Below are 16,352 nucleotides of genomic sequence, written 5' to 3'. Positions count from 1 at the left end.
CAATTTTATTATGTCACAAACCGTACTATCTCTTAAAGAAGTCACTATATATCAGGAAGGAAGAAAAATTTTATCTCATATTAATCTGGACGTTCAGCATGGTGAATTTATCTACATCATTGGAAAAACTGGTTCCGGAAAAAGTAGTTTCTTAAAAACTTTATATGCAGATCTGCCTCTAACAGAAGGTGAAGCACACATTGTTGATTTTGATTTGGCAACCTTAAAAGAGAAAGATATTCCGTATTTGAGACGTAAAATTGGAATTGTATTTCAGGACTTTAAACTGCTTCCGGACCGTTCTATTAAAGACAATATGCTTTTCGTTCTTAAAGCAACCGGATGGGTCGAAAAAGAAGCAATGGAATACAAAATTGATGAAGTTCTGGATAAAGTTGGAATGAAAGATTTCCTTAATAAAATGCCGCACCAGCTTTCAGGCGGTGAGCAGCAGCGAGTTGCAATTGCAAGAGCTTTGCTTAACGATCCTGAATTTATCCTTGCCGATGAACCTACAGGAAACCTTGATCCGCAGACAAGTTCTGAGGTTTTAGAAGTTTTAAAAACCATTAATGCCAATGGCAAAACGGTTATCATGGCAACGCACGATTATGCACTTTTAATGAAATTTCCATCAAAAACATTAAAGTGTGAAGAGGAACGTATCTTTGAAGTGGTACAAAGAAGCGTGTAATGCTTTCGATTTTAATTCCGGTTTATAATTATGATGTTTTACCGCTCGTAAACGAACTTGTAAAACAGTGTAATTCATGCGGAATTAATTTTGAAATCCTATGTCAGGATGACGCTTCAAATTCGCAGAAAAACATTAAAAATCAAGTAATTAATTCTTTTTCAAAGTGCTCGTTTTTTATAAATGAAGTTAATTTAGGAAGAGGAAGAAATATCAATTCACTTGCTCAAAAAGCAAATAATGAATGGCTTTTAATTTTAGACTGCGATACTTTTCCGGCTGAAAATAATTTTATTGAAAAATATATTGCGGAGATTGCTGAGGAAAACAATATTCTTTTTGGAGGAATTGTTTACGAAGATAAAATTCCTGAAAAACAACAGCTTTTGCGCTGGATTTATGGACAAAAAAGAGAAACAGCATCGGTTTTAACTTCAAATTTGTGGATCAAAAAAGAGATTTTCTTTCAATATCCTTTTGATGAATCGATTACAAAATATGGTTACGAAGATTTATGCTTTTTTTTGGTTTTAAAAAAGAAGGGGTTCGAAATAACTTCAATTCAAAATCCTGTTTTTCATCTTAATTTAGAAACTTCAGAAATATTTTTAAGTAAAACTAAAACAGCTCTGGAGAATCTATTCTTTCTTTATAATTCAAAAAAGATAACTTCTGCAGAAAGTAAAATAATTAAGACTTTCGAATTTTTAAAACAACTAAAACTAACTCGTTTTACATCGTTGGTTTTCAAAAAAAATCAATTAAAAATAGAACGGAATTTACTTTCACAGAAACCTTCATTATTCTTATTTGACCTATATAAATTGGGATATTTTTGTTTCTTAAAATAATCCTGCTTCTACAGATTTTCAAAAAACTGTTTCCATCTTTCCATTATTTTTTCTGTCGAAAAATGCTCTGAAGTTTGTTTTGCATTTCTGCCAAATTCTAATCTTATTTCCTCATTTTCCATTAAAAAAGAAAGCTTTTCAATGTACATTTTAAAATCATTATCCGGAATTAAAAATCCGTTTTCAGAATCTTTAATTATTGATCTCGGACCTGTCGGACAATCAAAAGCAATACAAGGCAAACCCAAAGACATGGCTTCAAGCAAAACCATAGGAAAACCTTCTGTTCTCGAAGTCATTACGTAAATAGAGGATTCTAAATACTTTTCTTCTATATTTTTAATAAAAGCAGAAACTTTTATTTTCGAAGTCATTTTTAAATCAGCTGTAATATTCTTTAAAGAATCAACTTCGTCAGTAAAAATTTCCAAAGTCCAGTCCGGATGTTTTTCAATTATCTTTTCCCAGATTATTAATAATCGGCTTAATCCTTTTTCATATGAATTTCGAGCAATCGCAATTACTTTTTTATTATTTAAAGCTGCAATTTTTTCTGAATGAATCCATGAAGGATTTGGAATTACAATTCCGTTTTTTACATTCCATTCTTTCAGGCTTTCTTCTGAAAGAGCCACTATTTTTGTGAATTTTCGTGCACCAAAATCTTTAAAGTGATATTTTGTTTTCTGAATTGATTTTGAAAAAAAATCATTTTTTTGATGTTTTTCTTCAATAAACTTTGAACCATGACATTCAAAAACAATCGGTAATTTGGTTTTAACAATAAGTGGGAAAATAAAAGCTTTTAATCCATTATCAGCAACTAGAATACAATTGGGTTTAATTTCCTGGATCTTCTTGTTTAACTGCTTTTTATATGCTTTTAAAAACTGAAAAGTATTTCCTTTTAGATGGATATTATGAAAGATAATTTTATAATTGAAATCATAAAAAAAAGATTCTTCTTCTTCATTTTGAGATAAAATATGTACTTCATAATTAAAATGCTCCACAAAATAATTGGCCTTAATAGACAAAACTCTGGCAACTCCGCCGGCATTTTTTATTTTGGGAACAATATAAAGGAGTTTCATTTTTTGGAATTCAAAAACGTTTCATAATCCCGAATATAATCACTTTCTTCAAAAACATCCGAAGCCAAAACCAAACAGACAGAGCCTGACGAAAAGTTTTCTAATTCTCTCCAAATGCCTTTTGGCAAATACAAACCTACATTTGGTTTATTCAGCAAATAACTTTTTTTGTCTTTACCGTCATTTACAATTACTTCAAAACTACCGCTTAGAGCAATGATAACTTCCTGTTGCTCAATATGCGAATGTCCGCCCCGAAAAGCACTGCTTGGAACATCAAAAAGATAATACACCCGTTTGAATTTAAAAGGCAAAACGTCATTTTGAATAAAAGCCAAATTTCCGCTTAAGTCTTCTACAACAGGTATTTTCAGTAATGTAAGATCTTGAATCGTTGTCATAGTATTAATTAGCTTTCATCAAATTTAACCATTGATTACCAATTTTTTCTAATAAAAATGGCTCAATGCTTTTAAGTGCATTCTTTTTACAATAATGGTACAGATTTTCATCAGAAACAAACAAATTCATTGTTTCTGTAAGTTTTTGCCAGTTTTGGTTTTCTACCAAAATTCCGTTTTCAAAAGAAGTAATGATATCGCGCGGGCCAAAATCACAATCAAAAGAAATAACCGGAGTTTTACAGGCTAAAGATTCTAAAATAACATTCGGAAATCCTTCATTTTTACTGCTTAAAACTAAAAATTTTGCTTTGCTTATATATTTAAACGGATTCTCCTGATATCCTAAAAGATGAACATAGTCTGAAATATTGTGCTCTGCCATTACTTTACGCAGCTTTGTTTCATCGCCGTTCCCAATAATAATCAAATAAATCTGCTTTTTAGCTAAATCAGATTTGGTATAACTTTCTATCAATTTATCAAATTGCTTTATGTCGTTTTCATATTGTCCTACTGCTGCTATAAAGTCAAAATCCAAAGTAATATTTTCTTGTTGTTTTTCCTCAATTTCCTCCAAATTAACTGGATTATGAATCATTACAACATTTCTGAGCTGATGTTTGGTTTCAATCAACTTTTTCATTTCGTCCGTAATGGCAGCATTGGCAAAACAATGATTATACATTAATCTTGTCAGCCAGGAATTATTTGGCATGTAATGATCGATCAAAAAACTATGAACCGTAAAAATAGTTTTAGCATTATAAATCAATCTGGATAAAATTAATTCCTGAATTATTTTAGTCCTAAAACGGAAATCTATAATAAAATCAAATTTATTCTCTTTTAAATAATCTCGTAAAGCCTTTAATCTTGTGGCTTTATTAAAAAAACCATTGTTTTTGTTTTTTAGCAGACCCAAATTAACCAGCTTCCCTGAATATGGAAAACTGACTTCATCTAACACAATGATAATATGAACTTCAAAACCTTGTTTTTCAAAAAAAACAGACAAATTTGCCATTACTTTATCGCTTCCGCCTCCGCTGAGACGATAACCAATTAAGGCAATTTTATTTTTTTTGTGAGACAATATCATTCGTGATTTCTTATTTTCGTATCAAATATATAACTCTTTAAAAACAATATGCAAGATAAATCATTAGTGACCATTATTTGCTTGTGTTATAATCACGAAAAATTTGTTGTAGAGAGTTTATTTTCTGCTGTAAATCAGGATTATCCTTTTGTTGAAATTATAATTGTTGATGATTTTAGCACAGATAATTCCAGAGAAGTAATTAAAAACTGGCTTACGGATTATCCTGAAATTCAGTTTATTCAAAATGAAAAAAATCTGGGAAGCACAAAATCCTTCAATAAAGCGTTAAAACTCGCAAAAGGCAATTATATTATTGATTTGGCCTGCGATGATATTTTAATTTCAAATTGTGTTTCCTTACAGCTAAAAGCTTTTAAAGAAAAACGTTTTAAAAATCTCGGAATTGTTTACGGAAATGCTGAATTAATAACGGAAAACGGCGAATTCGATTCTTATTATTTTTCTGTAAATCAACTAAAAAAAACTATTGATAAGAGAAAAACAGGAAATATTTATCTGAATGTAATTAGCGGCGGAAATAGTATCTGCTCAGTTTCATCGATGGTTAAAAAATCGGTTTTTGATGACTTGCAGGGTTATGATGAAAATCTTGCTTACGAAGATTTAGATTTATGGATTAGAGCTTCGCGAAAATATAATATTGATTATATCGATGAAATTTTAATAAAAAAGCGAATCACCGCTACTTCTTTAGGAACTCATTTTTATATTAAAAATGACTCCCGATCCAGAAAAATAAATTACTCTACTTATTTAATTATTAAGAAAGCAATTGCATTAAACAGAACAAAAGAAGAACAAAAAGCGATTTTAAAACGAATGCATTTTGAAATAATTTTAACTTATAAAACAGCCGATTATGGGCTGTTTTTAAAATACTTAATGTTGGAAATCAAGCAGCGTGTTAGAATAGTTTTTTCTTAATTAAATAGTCAAAAAATCATCAAGCTGCTGTTTTTCTCCCTGCCAGTCCCTTGAAATATGCGTTCTGATTAATTTTGAAGGAACTCCTCCAATTAAAATATTTTCGCCTAAAGAAGTATAATCTTTTGTACATAAACTATTTGAAGCAACGGTACAAAAATCCGGCGTTTTTGTCCCTTTTAAAACGGAAACCCTGTTGCTCATAAAATTATAGGTTCCTATAAATATTGGAGCTGATTTTGGTAGTTTTTCACCCGTTTGAGTATCAATTAAATCATGGAAATTGGTATCAATAATCTGCGATTCTGAGCCAAACCTGGCATAATCTCCTAAAACAATTTTTTCTGTACAAATTAATTTCCCTCCGGAAGCTATAGAAGCCATGTTCCCTAAGCTGCAAAAAGCATTTTCTCCAATAAAAACAAAACAGTCTTTTCCAAATTGAAATTTTCCTTTAAAAATTAATTTTCCCAAAATAAAAACTTCTGCAATTCCTTTGTGAACCGTATTTAATTCATAAGGCTGACCAAAACCTATCATTCCTTTTTGAATATTTCCATCAATTTGTATTTCGCCTTTAATCGATGTAAATTTTACTTTTCCGTAAAAGAAGACAGGAAGTTTTTTAGCGGTTTCAAAAGGGAATTTTTTAAAATTAAAATACAGCGTTTTGGTCCAGTTTACAGAATAGTAAAACCTGATTTTATGATATAATGACCGGAATTTTTTATAACTGCTCTTAATCATTTTTATCTCTTTTTCGCTGCACAAATGACGTAAATATTTCGCGTAAATTCATCTTTTTATTGATTTCGTACAAACTAAAACTAAAGGATAGCACAATCATAAGCGAAAATAAAACGTATTTTAAAACTTGTATTTCTATAAATCGCAGCAAATATGTAATTATACAAAGTATAAAACAACCTAAATAAATTTGATAAAAATCTTTCCCGAAATAAAAATTATAACGGTTTTTGGTAATGATTTTTAATCCTGTAAAATGGAATAAAAAGTAAAGACAGAAACTAAATCCTAAACCTTCAAGCCCATAAAAATAATATCCGGAAATATTCATTATTAAAGACAAAATATTAAATCCAACAGCAGTTTTTACAAACATTGCAGAATCACCTTTTGCTATTAAAATAAATCCCATTGACCAGGAAACAGCCCGAAACAGCATTCCTAAAATCCCAGCGGAAACCATTGGAATAACAGGATTAAAGCCTGAAGTATATAACAATCTTATAATCAACGAACTAAACGCAAGAAATAAAACAATGACTGGCGTAATAATTAAAACAGAAATAAAAGCCTGCTGCTGTACACTTGCTCGGACTTTTTCATTATCAGCATTAATTGATGCCAATTTGGGAAAATAATCTGTGCTCATTACGGTAAAAACAATTCCAACATAAGAGTTCAGCAGGGTAAATCCGGCATTGTAAAATCCGACTTGTTCCAGGCCACCTGTTTTTCCAATATAAATTTGAATCAAATAGGTTGACAAAAGGGTTAAGACGCTGCTAATAGTCAGCATAAAACCTAGCTTTACAATTAATTTTCCCTCAAATATTAAGTCTGTTTTTAGGATTTTATGCCGCTCCGTTTTGACTTTCTTCACATAGTAAAATGAAAAAATTAAAGCGGATAATGAAGCAATAAATATAGTGGGAACAATAGCATTTATTTTTAAAAAATAGTATAGCGGAATCGAAAAAATAAGTCCAAAAAGATTTCCGTAAAAATTAGCTTCAGCTAAAAACCGCAATGATCTTAATCCCTGCAAAATTGCCAATTGTCCGCCGGATAACTGCTTAAATAATATAGTAATTGAAAGTAATACATATGAATAGGTCTGGCTTGAATCTCCAAAAGTAAGAATGCTTAAAACTTTTGAAAAAGCAATTGTAACCAGCATTCCAAATATTCCTGTAAAAAAAACAAGCCGTTTTACAATTTGAACCGTTTTTGAAACTGTTTTCAGATCATTGTTTATGTAATTTTCAGAAATGCTTTTGACAGAACTTGTTTCAATTCCAAAACCTGAAATACTGCTTACAATACCCAGAGTCGAATTCAGCAAGGCAATAATTCCCATTCCCGCAGGGCCAATAAAAAGGGCTATTAATTTAGTTCTTACAATAGAAATTAAAATCGAAAAAAACTGAACGCCTCCAAAAAGTGAAGTCGTTTTTAAAATTTGCTGATATGACTTTTTTGTATCACTCACCAATTATAATTATTTAAAATTTCGATAATAAAATCAATTTCTGTTTTAGTCAAAACCGGATTCAGTGGCAAGCTTAAAACCTCATTATGAATTTTTTCTGTAACAGGAAATGACAAATTATTCCATTCAGAAAATGCTTTTTGTTTATGTGGAGGAACTGGATAATGAATCATTGTCTGAATGTTGTTTTCATTTAAATAATTCTTTAAATCTTCCCTGTTATCTGTTCTAATGACAAATAAATGAAAAACATGATTATCTGAAAAGTCCCAAAAAGGCAGTTTAATTCTATCGCTTTTAATTTCAGATAAATAACGTTTTGCAATTGCTCTGCGTTTATCATTATCTGAATCTAAATTTGGAAGTTTTAAATTTAAAAATGCTGCCTGAAGTTCATCTAATCTTGAATTTACACCAATATAAGTGTTATAATATTTTTGCTGTGAGCCATAATTTCGAAGCGAAAAAAGCATTTCTGCTAATTCCCGGTCGTTTGTCGTAACCGCGCCGCCATCACCTAGGCATCCTAAGTTTTTCCCCGGATAAAAACTATAAGCAGAAGCTGATTTAAATTTATTAATTGTTAATTGTTGATTGTTAACTGCTCCGTGTGATTGAGCTGAATCTTCAATTATTAATAAATTATGCTGGTTTGCAATTTCATTTATTTGATCCATTTCTGCCAATTGTCCATACAAATGGACCGCTAAAATGGCTTTTGTTTTTGAAGTAATTTTTTCCGGAATTAAATCTGGATTTATATTGTAGGTTTCCAGTTTCGGTTCTACCAAAACCGGAACTAAATCTGCATGTAAAACAGCCAGAATGCTTGCAATGTAAGTGTTAGAAGGAATAATAACTTCATCGCCTTTTTTGAGTTTACCTAATTGAATATAACCTTTGAAAATCAAAACTAACGCATCGAAACCATTTCCAACTCCAATACAATATTGAGTCTGGCAGTATTCGGCGAAAGCCTTTTCAAACGATGCTGTTTCTGATCCCAGAATATACCAGCCGCTTTCTAAAACTGATTTCAGTTTTTGCTGAAAAGCGATTTCATAAGGTTCATTGATTTTTTTTAGATCTAAAAATGGTATCATTTTATTTCCAATTTATAAAAATCCTGATTGTAAATCGTACATCCTAGTTCTTCCTTTTGCTTTAAAAGACCACAATTATAATCCTTTTCGTCATCAGAATTTACAATTCCCATATCAAAAAAATGTTTCCCCCTGCGTTTATATTTATGGATCAGATTAATGAATAAAAAATCTAATGCTCTAAATTCTTCGCCTTTTTTTGAAGTTGCACCGTATTGTGATTTTATAACATTTGCAGTTTCAAAAATTGTAATCCCGGCTATAATACAATTATTTTGGTAAACAGAAAATTGTCTGATATTATTTGGAAAACGCTGTTTTAAAAGTGCTATTTCTTCTTTAGAGTGAACTGGTTTTGCATTGAATCTTTCTGATAATCTTGGCTCTAAAATTTCATTCCAAAAAGGATTAAAATCTTCTTCTTCCATTATATCCAAATCCAAATTTTCAATTCTCCTGAAATGTTTTAATTTACTTTTTGAAATTCTCAGAGGCGAATTTAAATTTATCGCTAAATTCATTTCTTTCCTTTCTAAAACTGCTCCTCTTTTTAATAGAAAAAAATCCATTTCCTGATTGCCTGTTGGGAAATAAAAAACGGGAATTGGTTTATAATAAAAGATTTCAATGACGTTTTCTTTTAAAAAAAGCAAGATCGCATCTAAAATAAAGGCTGCTTTTTCTGCATTTAATTTAGCCAAAAAGACCAATCCTCCATAAGTAAGTCCCTGATGAGAATGAACCGAATTCCCTTGTTTATTTGCCGGCAGAACTGCTCGTAATTTTTCTTCTTCAAAAATTAAAAGTGAAAAATCTTCGAAACGATCTTTATGATATTCCATAAAATCACGATGAAACAAAAACGATGCATTTTTGGCTTGATCTATAAAATCATTCCAAATTTTATAATCGTCGTGATCGTATTTTTTTACAGTATATTTATTCATTTTACAACCACTGATTAGAAAGATTTTTGTGATTTTTAATTAGCAGAAAAAATCTTTTAATAATTTAATCTGTGACTAAATCATTAATCTTTATTTATGCTCAAAAGCACGAAGATACCATTTGTATTTTACAGCCAATAAACGAATAGAAATTATTACCACAGAAGTTACAAGATATAAAACATCATCTTCTAAATTTAATTTTCGAAGTACAAAAAAAACTATTCCGCCAAAAATACAGATTGTGGCATAGATTTCTTTTCTAAAAACCGTTGGAATTTCATTGCATAAAATATCCCTGATTACTCCGCCAAAACATGCCGTCATAGTTCCCAAGGCAACGCAGATTACCGGATGAAGACCCGTTGTAATTCCTTTTTCGAGGCCGATTAAAGTAAAAACCCCTAAACCAATTGTGTCAAATAAAAATAAAGAAGTTCTTAATTTATCAAATTTTTTCCTGAAGATAATAGCCAGCAAAAAACCTAAAATAATGACATAAACATATTGAAGGTTCATCATCCAGCCAACAGGAGTTCTTCCTATTAAAACATCACGAAGGGTTCCTCCGCCAACGGCCGTAACAAAAGCAATAATAAAAACCCCAAACGGATCTAATTTTTTATGCATTGCCGTTAATGCGCCCGACATTGCAAATGCCATTGTGCCGATAATATCTAATAAATGAAACATTTTAAGATGCAAAAGATTTAGTGATGAGATAATTACATGTTCTGTGTATAGAAGTTATAATCTTTAAGGACAACCCTGATAAAATCGCTGTTATTTCCAGACTGATTTTTGATTCCGGTTACGCTTTCAATTTTTGCGACCAGCTTGTAAATAATTTCATGGTCATTTTTTGCCAAAGCACTTTGATATGTCTCTTTGATAATTCTCATATCATTATCTGATAATTTAATTACTAAAGGATATGTTGGCACGTAGGCTTCGCCAATATCTTCTAAAATGGTGTGGCTGATATTAATCTTATTTTTTAGCGTAATAACTGCTGTTCCGGCTGCCATGTCTCCCAGTCTCTGAGATTTTTTACTCGAAGCAACACAAATTATAGCGATAAGTCCGTTAAATAAGCTGAAATCAATTATTCTAAAAAACCATCTTATTAAATAATCGCCAAATCCGGCCTGATAACCATCAATTTTTACGACTTTTATTTTAACCAGTTTCTTTCCAAATGACTGTCCTTCAAAAATACTTTCTAAAGTTATGGAGTAAATAATTAATGGAAAAAAAAGCAAAATCATCACTGCTGCTCGTGACCATGTATCGATATTCCCCATTAGTCTGTCAATGTCTATCCAGTAAAAAAATACCCATACAATTAGAAAAATATAAGAGAGCTTAATCGCCGCGTCAATTAAATATGCACCCAGCCTCTCGCCCACAGAAGCCGCGATAAAATTTATTTTAACATTTTGTGTTGTATTTATAGATAATTCTGACATATTTTATATTTTAGCCCTCAATGAGAGAAATTGCATTTATCAAACAAAATAAAGAAAAATGGCTGGAATTTGAGCTAGCTATTTTCGGTAAAGCTAAGAAAAATCCTGACGAATTAGCAAATTTGTACATTCAATTAATGAATGATCTTTCTTATGCTCAAACGTATTACCCTAAAAGTAAAACAGTTGTGTATTTAAACCATTTGGCTTCGCAGATTTATCAAAAAATCTACAAAACGAAACGAACGGAGAAAAACAGAATTGTTGAGTTTTTTAAAATTGAAGTTCCGCTTTTACTTTTTGAATACAAAAGGTATTTAATGTATGCTTTTATCCTCTTTTTTATTACCGTTGCAATGGGCGTGGTCTCTGCACGTTACGATGAAAGTTTTATTCGGTTAATTCTTGGCGACGATTATGTAAATATGACACTGGATAACATCAAAAAAGGAAATCCAATGGCTGTTTACGGATCAGGATCTAACTGGGGAAGTTTCATTGGCATTACGATGAATAATCTTTATGTAGGCGCAAGATGCTATATGTATGGAATTTTTGCCGGCATAGGTACATTTTATGTTTTTCTTCAAAACTCTCTGATGCTGGGTGCGTTTCAATATTTTTTTTATGACCAAAATGTTTTCTGGCAAAGTGTACGCGGAATCTGGATTCATGGCGCAATGGAAATTTTTGGTATCGTAATCGAATCTACGGCAGGATTTATTTTGGGTGCTTCTATTTTGTTTCCCAAAACTTTTTCGAGAATAGATTCTTTTAAAATAGGTTTTAAAAACAGTTTTAAAATATTTTTAAGTACTTTTCCCTTTACAATCAGTGCCGGCTTTCTTGAAGGTTTTATTACCCGATATTCTATCGATATGCCAAATTGGCTAAGCTGTATTATTATACTGGGTACTTTAGGAATAATTTCATTTTATTACCTGGTTTATCCTTCAATTGTTTATAAAAAAGTACATGCTTTATCTGCCAAAACGAATTAATAAAACCCAGTGATGAATAAAATTTTATTTATTTTATACTTTTTTCTTTTCTGCAGTATTTCGAATGCGCAGGATTCGCTGACGACAGAAGAACCTCCGAAAATTTCCACAGTAAAATATACTGAAAAAGATATTAAGGTTGATTCAGATTCGATTGAAGCTAAAACTTTTTCAAAAAACTATCAGAAAAAATATAAAAGTTCCGATTTTGTTTATGAATACAAAACTCCGGAAAAAAGCCTTTGGCAGCGCTTTAAAGACTGGCTGGCAAGTATTTTAAGAAATCTTTTCTCATTTAGTACTACAGAATCTTCTTTGAATTTTGTTACCATATTTATCCGAATTATTGCGGCCTTAGTTATAATACTTGTGATTTACTTAATTGTAAAAGCAGTTATTAATAAAGAAGGACAATGGATTTTTGGTAAAAATTCCAGTAAAAGAACCGTTTATTATTCTGATATTGAAAAAAATATTCACCTTTTAGATTTTGAAAAACTGATAAAAGAAAGTCTTGAAGCAGGCGAAAAACGTACTGCTGTACGATATTATTATCTTTGGTTATTAAAAATAATGGCACAGAATAATTATATAGAATGGGATATAGAAAAAACAAATTCAGATTATTTATACGAAATTCAAAACCCTAAACTTAAAGAAGAGTTTACCTACTTGTCTTACCTTTATAATTATATTTGGTACGGTGAATTTGAAATTGATGAAACTACTTTCAGCAAAGCACAAAACAGATTTAAGAATTCAATAAAAACCTTTAGTTAATGAATAAAAGTATCAAAATATACATTGCTGTACTGGTTCTTATTTTTATTTTCATTCTAGTTTCAGATTACAACAAACCAAAACCAATTGACTGGCGCCCAACTTATTCTGTCAATGACAAAATTCCATTTGGGTTATATGTTTTTGACAAAGAAATTGGAAGCATTTTTAAGAAACAAAAAATCCAGAGAATTGCCGATGTAACACCTTATGAATTTTTAGATTCAAAATACAATGAAGATTCACTGGTTGAAACGTATACCGTAAAAGGAACTTTTATTAATATTTCTGCACAAAACAATATTGACGATCAGTCGATAAAAGAAATTATGTATTTCGTTTCACACGGAAATAATGCTTTCCTGAGTATGGCAAGTTTTCCTCCACCATTATTAGACAGTTTAAAAATTAAGTATAATTCAAATTTTCGTACGACAGATAGTGCTTCTGTATGGATGGCAAATAAAAATTTGAGCAAAAAAACCTATACATCGACAAGTGAAATTATAGATTATTTCACAAAATTTGATACACTAAATACGACTGTATTAGGCTATCACGGAAATCCAAAAAAGAAAGGAAATGTCAATTTTATAAAAGTTCCTTATAAAAACGGAAATTTCTTCCTGCACCTTTATCCTGCAGCTTTTACCAATTATAATTTATTGAAAAAAGACCGTTTTCAATACGCAGAAAATGCACTTTCTTATGTTCCGAAAGGAGATATTTTTTGGTACACAAAAGTACAGAATGATGAACATGTTTCCAATTCGCCGCTTCGATATATTTTAAGTCAGCCGGCATTAAAATGGGCATGGTATTTATTCTTAATCGGAATGTTTATTTTTATGATTTTCAATGCCAAAAGAAAGCAGCGAATTGTTCCAATTTTACAGCCGTTGTCTAATTTGACGATTGATTTTACCAAAACAATTGGAAATTTATATTATCAGGAAGGCGACCATACCAATATAATTGACAAAAAAATTATTTATTTTCTGGAAAGAATCAGAACCGAATATTTAATTGATACCACAAAACTGGATGATACTTTTGTTACAAAACTGCATCACAAAACAGGAAAAGATGAAAAAGATATTCAGGAACTGGTATTCTTAATTAATGAACACAGAAACAGTTACCACGATAGTATTGAAGAGGATTTGATCCGGATTAATAATGCAATCGAAAAGATTTTACATTAAAAAAATATAAAAACGCAATCAGATAAACATACCAAACATGGACGATATTAATACACCCGAAACAGAAATCACAAATGAAAATGTGAATTTTGAAACCAGAATAAATTTAGCACCGCTTTTAGAGCACGTTAATGCCATTAAAAAAGAAATTGAAACCGTAATTGTAGGACAGCACAAAATGGTTGACCAGCTTTTGGTGGCGATTTTATCAAACGGACACGTTTTACTTGAAGGTGTTCCGGGAGTTGCTAAAACTATTACAGCAAAACTGCTTGCGAAAACATTAAATATTGGCTTTAGCCGAATTCAGTTTACTCCGGATTTAATGCCTTCTGATATTTTAGGAACATCCGTCTTCAATTTAAAAAGTTCCGAATTTGAATTTAAAAAAGGACCAATCTTTTCTAATTTAATTTTAATTGACGAGATCAACCGTGCTCCTGCAAAAACACAGGCTGCTCTTTTTGAAGTTATGGAAGAACGCCAGATTACAATTGACGGTTCTGGTTATAAACTTGAAACTCCGTTTTTAGTAATTGCAACCCAAAACCCAATTGAACAGGAAGGAACTTACCGTTTACCGGAAGCACAACTGGACCGATTCTTATTCAAAATTACAATTGATTATCCAAAATTAAATGAAGAAATCCTGATTATCCAGAGAGAGCATTTATTGCAGGATCACGGAAAATTAGAAGCCATCCAAACACTTCTTTCTTCTGCAGAAATAAATCAGTATCAGGCTTTAATCAAACAAATCAGAGTTGAACAAAACTTATTAGAATATATTGCAAGAATTGTAGTAAATACACGCGAAAATGCCTTTTTATATTTAGGGGCTTCACCTCGTGCATCGATTGCTATTCTGAATGCTTCAAAAGGTTTTGCAGCCATTCGCGGACGCGATTTTGTTACTCCGGAAGATATTAAAGAAGCTGCAATTCCTGTTTTACAGCACCGTGTTATCGTAACTCCGGAACGTGAAATGGAAGGAATTACAAGTTCTGAAATTATTAAACAAATTATCGAAACAGTAGAAATTCCTAGATAAATATCTTTTTTTAGTCGCAGTTTTCAGTCACAGTGTACAGTTTAAACTGAGACTGGGAACCGGAAACTGAGACTGAAAACTGAGACTGAAAACTAAAAACAGAGACTAAAACTGTAAACTAAAAATGAAATTCATAAAAAGCCTATATCTCAACAATTTCTTTTTCTATGTGCTTTTGGGCATTATAGCATTATTTATCTGTGCTTTTATTTTTCCGAATTTGTACAATGCAGTCTGGTTTATCATTTTGGTTTTGTTCACTTTTCTGGGTCTGGATATTCTAATTTTATATCTTGCTAAAACAGGAATTGAAGCTGAAAGAATTGCACCTGAAAAGCTTTCAAACGGAGATTTAAACCCAATAAGCATTCAGATCAGGAATCATTATACTTTTCCAATTTTAGTTAAAATAATTGATGAAATTCCGTTTCAGTTTCAGGTTCGTGATTTTAAACTTGTAAAAAGATTAAAAGCCTCAGAAGAAAAAGAATTTGGATACGATCTTCGACCTACTGCACGCGGCGAATATCATTTTGGTTACTTAAACATTTATGTTTCTTCGCCATTGCGATTAATTTCAAGAAGGTTTTCTTTTGCTAAAGATCAAATGGTACCAGCCTATCCATCGTATATTCAATTGAGAAAATACGATTTACTGGCTTTTTCGAATAATTTATACCAATACGGAATCAAGAAAATCCGCAGAATTGGTCATACAATGGAATTTGAACAAATTAAGGAGTATGTTCAGGGCGACGATCTTAGAACTTTGAACTGGAAAGCTACAGCGAAGAAAAATGCGCTGATGGTAAATCAGTTTCAGGACGAAAAATCGCAGTCAGTTTATTTGGCGATCGATAAAGGCCGTGTAATGCAGATGCCTTTTGATGGTTTAAGTTTATTAGATTATGCGATCAACTCGACTTTGGTTTTAGCCAATGTAATTTTGAAAAAACAAGACAAAGCCGGACTTTTCTCTTTCTCTAAAAAAGTTGAAAACCGTGTTTTTGCAGAACGAAGAGGTTCGCAGATGCAGAAAATTCTCGAAACTTTATACAACATTAAAACCGACTTTTTCGAAAGTGATTACAGTAGATTGTATGTTGATATCAAGAAAAACATCAATCAGAGAAGTTTAATTATTCTGTATACGAATTTTGAAACGATGGACGGTTTAAATCGGCAATTGCCTTATTTAAAAGGAATTGCAAAAAGTCATTTACTCGTTGTGGTTTTCTTTCAAAATACCGAATTAAATGCCATCATAAACAAAAAGACAGACACCATTCAGGAAGTTTACGACAAAGTTATTGCCGAAAAATTCATGTTTGAAAAACGTCTTATCGCCAATGAATTAAAGAAATACGGAATACATTCGGTTTTAACGCAGCCTGAAAATTTGACTTTGGATGCTATTAATAAATATCTGGAGATTAAAGCGAGAGGGATTTTATAAAACTCTGAGATGTT

Annotated in this window: 17 protein-coding genes; 8 read left to right on the top strand and 9 right to left on the bottom strand. The window is 31.2% G+C overall.

Annotation, left to right across the window (positions count from 1 at the left end):
- Positions 1 to 10: 10 nt before the first annotated feature.
- Together ASE21_RS20370 and ASE21_RS20365 are read left to right on the top strand one after the other, a co-directional pair.
- Positions 11 to 694: a cell division ATP-binding protein FtsE gene (locus ASE21_RS20370; RefSeq protein WP_057124645.1), complete on the top strand. Its 684-nt coding sequence runs from the start codon at positions 11 to 13 to the stop codon at positions 692 to 694.
- The gene (locus tag ASE21_RS20365) at positions 694 to 1,545 is read left to right on the top strand and encodes a glycosyltransferase family 2 protein (RefSeq protein WP_057124530.1); all 852 of its coding nucleotides are present in this window, start codon (positions 694 to 696) and stop codon (positions 1,543 to 1,545) included. Before ASE21_RS20370 ends, ASE21_RS20365 begins: the two co-directional genes overlap by 1 nt.
- 8 nt (positions 1,546 to 1,553) lie before the next feature.
- Here ASE21_RS20365 and ASE21_RS20360 read toward each other — a convergent pair whose 3' ends face one another.
- From ASE21_RS20360 to ASE21_RS20350, 3 genes are read right to left on the bottom strand one after another with little or no spacing between them, the layout of a single operon-like run.
- A complete protein-coding gene (locus ASE21_RS20360) occupies positions 1,554 to 2,639 on the bottom strand; it encodes a glycosyltransferase family 4 protein (protein WP_057124529.1) in 1,086 nt (361 codons plus the stop codon).
- Positions 2,636 to 3,040: a sugar 3,4-ketoisomerase gene (locus tag ASE21_RS20355; protein ID WP_057124528.1), complete on the bottom strand. Its 405-nt coding sequence runs from the start codon at positions 3,038 to 3,040 to the stop codon at positions 2,636 to 2,638. Before ASE21_RS20355 ends, ASE21_RS20360 begins: the two co-directional genes overlap by 4 nt.
- Positions 3,041 to 3,044: 4 nt before the next feature.
- Positions 3,045 to 4,142 carry a glycosyltransferase gene (locus tag ASE21_RS20350; protein WP_057124527.1) on the bottom strand — a complete coding sequence of 366 codons (1,098 nt, stop codon included), beginning with the start codon at positions 4,140 to 4,142 and terminating at the stop codon, positions 3,045 to 3,047.
- Between the two features lie 48 nt (positions 4,143 to 4,190).
- Between ASE21_RS20350 and ASE21_RS20345 the strand changes: the two genes are divergently transcribed.
- The gene (locus ASE21_RS20345) at positions 4,191 to 5,090 is read left to right on the top strand and encodes a glycosyltransferase (protein ID WP_057124526.1); all 900 of its coding nucleotides are present in this window, start codon (positions 4,191 to 4,193) and stop codon (positions 5,088 to 5,090) included.
- Here ASE21_RS20345 and ASE21_RS20340 read toward each other — a convergent pair whose 3' ends face one another.
- The 6 genes from ASE21_RS20340 to ASE21_RS20315 form a co-directional block, all read right to left on the bottom strand.
- Positions 5,091 to 5,837, bottom strand: coding sequence for an acyltransferase (locus ASE21_RS20340; protein WP_242410314.1), 747 nt, complete (start codon positions 5,835 to 5,837; stop codon positions 5,091 to 5,093). It lies immediately after the preceding gene.
- Positions 5,830 to 7,326 (bottom strand): oligosaccharide flippase family protein, encoded by a 1,497-nt coding sequence (locus tag ASE21_RS20335; RefSeq protein WP_057124525.1) that lies wholly within the window; start codon positions 7,324 to 7,326, stop codon positions 5,830 to 5,832. Before ASE21_RS20335 ends, ASE21_RS20340 begins: the two co-directional genes overlap by 8 nt.
- Positions 7,323 to 8,429 carry a DegT/DnrJ/EryC1/StrS family aminotransferase gene (locus ASE21_RS20330; RefSeq protein WP_057124524.1) on the bottom strand — a complete coding sequence of 369 codons (1,107 nt, stop codon included), beginning with the start codon at positions 8,427 to 8,429 and terminating at the stop codon, positions 7,323 to 7,325. The genes ASE21_RS20335 and ASE21_RS20330 overlap by 4 nt, the downstream gene beginning before the upstream one ends.
- Positions 8,426 to 9,376 (bottom strand): peptidoglycan bridge formation glycyltransferase FemA/FemB family protein, encoded by a 951-nt coding sequence (locus ASE21_RS20325; protein WP_057124523.1) that lies wholly within the window; start codon positions 9,374 to 9,376, stop codon positions 8,426 to 8,428. The genes ASE21_RS20330 and ASE21_RS20325 overlap by 4 nt, the downstream gene beginning before the upstream one ends.
- Positions 9,377 to 9,466: 90 nt before the next feature.
- Positions 9,467 to 10,069, bottom strand: a complete 603-nt coding sequence (locus ASE21_RS20320) for a trimeric intracellular cation channel family protein (RefSeq protein WP_057124522.1) — start codon at positions 10,067 to 10,069, stop codon at positions 9,467 to 9,469.
- Between the two features lie 32 nt (positions 10,070 to 10,101).
- Positions 10,102 to 10,845, bottom strand: a complete 744-nt coding sequence (locus tag ASE21_RS20315) for an RDD family protein (RefSeq protein WP_057124521.1) — start codon at positions 10,843 to 10,845, stop codon at positions 10,102 to 10,104.
- 20 nt (positions 10,846 to 10,865) lie between these two features.
- Here ASE21_RS20315 and ASE21_RS20310 point away from each other — a divergent pair, with 20 nt between their 5' ends.
- From ASE21_RS20310 to ASE21_RS20290, 5 genes are all read left to right on the top strand, one after another.
- Positions 10,866 to 11,846: a stage II sporulation protein M gene (locus ASE21_RS20310; protein ID WP_057124520.1), complete on the top strand. Its 981-nt coding sequence runs from the start codon at positions 10,866 to 10,868 to the stop codon at positions 11,844 to 11,846.
- A 12-nt stretch (positions 11,847 to 11,858) separates the two neighbouring features.
- Positions 11,859 to 12,626 carry a hypothetical protein gene (locus ASE21_RS20305; protein ID WP_057124519.1) on the top strand — a complete coding sequence of 256 codons (768 nt, stop codon included), beginning with the start codon at positions 11,859 to 11,861 and terminating at the stop codon, positions 12,624 to 12,626.
- Positions 12,626 to 13,831 (top strand): DUF4350 domain-containing protein, encoded by a 1,206-nt coding sequence (locus tag ASE21_RS20300; RefSeq protein ID WP_057124518.1) that lies wholly within the window; start codon positions 12,626 to 12,628, stop codon positions 13,829 to 13,831. The genes ASE21_RS20305 and ASE21_RS20300 overlap by 1 nt, the downstream gene beginning before the upstream one ends.
- A 37-nt stretch (positions 13,832 to 13,868) precedes the next feature.
- Entirely contained in the window at positions 13,869 to 14,882 is a 1,014-nt protein-coding gene (locus ASE21_RS20295) for an AAA family ATPase (RefSeq protein WP_057124517.1), read from the top strand.
- Between the two features lie 124 nt (positions 14,883 to 15,006).
- Positions 15,007 to 16,338 (top strand): DUF58 domain-containing protein, encoded by a 1,332-nt coding sequence (locus ASE21_RS20290; RefSeq protein ID WP_057124516.1) that lies wholly within the window; start codon positions 15,007 to 15,009, stop codon positions 16,336 to 16,338.
- Positions 16,339 to 16,352: the final 14 nt, after the last annotated feature.

Origin of the sequence: Flavobacterium sp. Root901 (assembly GCF_001429765.1) — a bacterium.
In the GTDB taxonomy this organism is placed as follows: domain Bacteria; phylum Bacteroidota; class Bacteroidia; order Flavobacteriales; family Flavobacteriaceae; genus Flavobacterium.
Note: the sequence above shows the minus strand (reverse complement) of the source record. Positions and strands in the feature narration are given on the sequence as shown.

What these genes read in the sequence shown, in the direction of transcription:
- ASE21_RS20345 (WP_057124526.1), top strand. Translation starts at nt 4,191, where the DNA reads ATGCAAGATAAATCATTAGTGACCATTATTTGCTTGTGTTATAATCAC.
- ASE21_RS20305 (WP_057124519.1), top strand. Translation starts at nt 11,859, where the DNA reads ATGAATAAAATTTTATTTATTTTATACTTTTTTCTTTTCTGCAGTATT.
- ASE21_RS20340 (WP_242410314.1), bottom strand. Translation starts at nt 5,837, where the DNA reads ATGATTAAGAGCAGTTATAAAAAATTCCGGTCATTATATCATAAAATC.
- ASE21_RS20360 (WP_057124529.1), bottom strand. Translation starts at nt 2,639, where the DNA reads ATGAAACTCCTTTATATTGTTCCCAAAATAAAAAATGCCGGCGGAGTT.
- ASE21_RS20370 (WP_057124645.1), top strand. Translation starts at nt 11, where the DNA reads ATGTCACAAACCGTACTATCTCTTAAAGAAGTCACTATATATCAGGAA.
- ASE21_RS20325 (WP_057124523.1), bottom strand. Translation starts at nt 9,376, where the DNA reads ATGAATAAATATACTGTAAAAAAATACGATCACGACGATTATAAAATT.
- ASE21_RS20315 (WP_057124521.1), bottom strand. Translation starts at nt 10,845, where the DNA reads ATGTCAGAATTATCTATAAATACAACACAAAATGTTAAAATAAATTTT.
- ASE21_RS20290 (WP_057124516.1), top strand. Translation starts at nt 15,007, where the DNA reads ATGAAATTCATAAAAAGCCTATATCTCAACAATTTCTTTTTCTATGTG.
- ASE21_RS20350 (WP_057124527.1), bottom strand. Translation starts at nt 4,142, where the DNA reads ATGATATTGTCTCACAAAAAAAATAAAATTGCCTTAATTGGTTATCGT.
- ASE21_RS20355 (WP_057124528.1), bottom strand. Translation starts at nt 3,040, where the DNA reads ATGACAACGATTCAAGATCTTACATTACTGAAAATACCTGTTGTAGAA.
- ASE21_RS20320 (WP_057124522.1), bottom strand. Translation starts at nt 10,069, where the DNA reads ATGTTTCATTTATTAGATATTATCGGCACAATGGCATTTGCAATGTCG.
- ASE21_RS20365 (WP_057124530.1), top strand. Translation starts at nt 694, where the DNA reads ATGCTTTCGATTTTAATTCCGGTTTATAATTATGATGTTTTACCGCTC.
- ASE21_RS20310 (WP_057124520.1), top strand. Translation starts at nt 10,866, where the DNA reads ATGAGAGAAATTGCATTTATCAAACAAAATAAAGAAAAATGGCTGGAA.
- ASE21_RS20300 (WP_057124518.1), top strand. Translation starts at nt 12,626, where the DNA reads ATGAATAAAAGTATCAAAATATACATTGCTGTACTGGTTCTTATTTTT.
- ASE21_RS20295 (WP_057124517.1), top strand. Translation starts at nt 13,869, where the DNA reads ATGGACGATATTAATACACCCGAAACAGAAATCACAAATGAAAATGTG.
- ASE21_RS20330 (WP_057124524.1), bottom strand. Translation starts at nt 8,429, where the DNA reads ATGATACCATTTTTAGATCTAAAAAAAATCAATGAACCTTATGAAATC.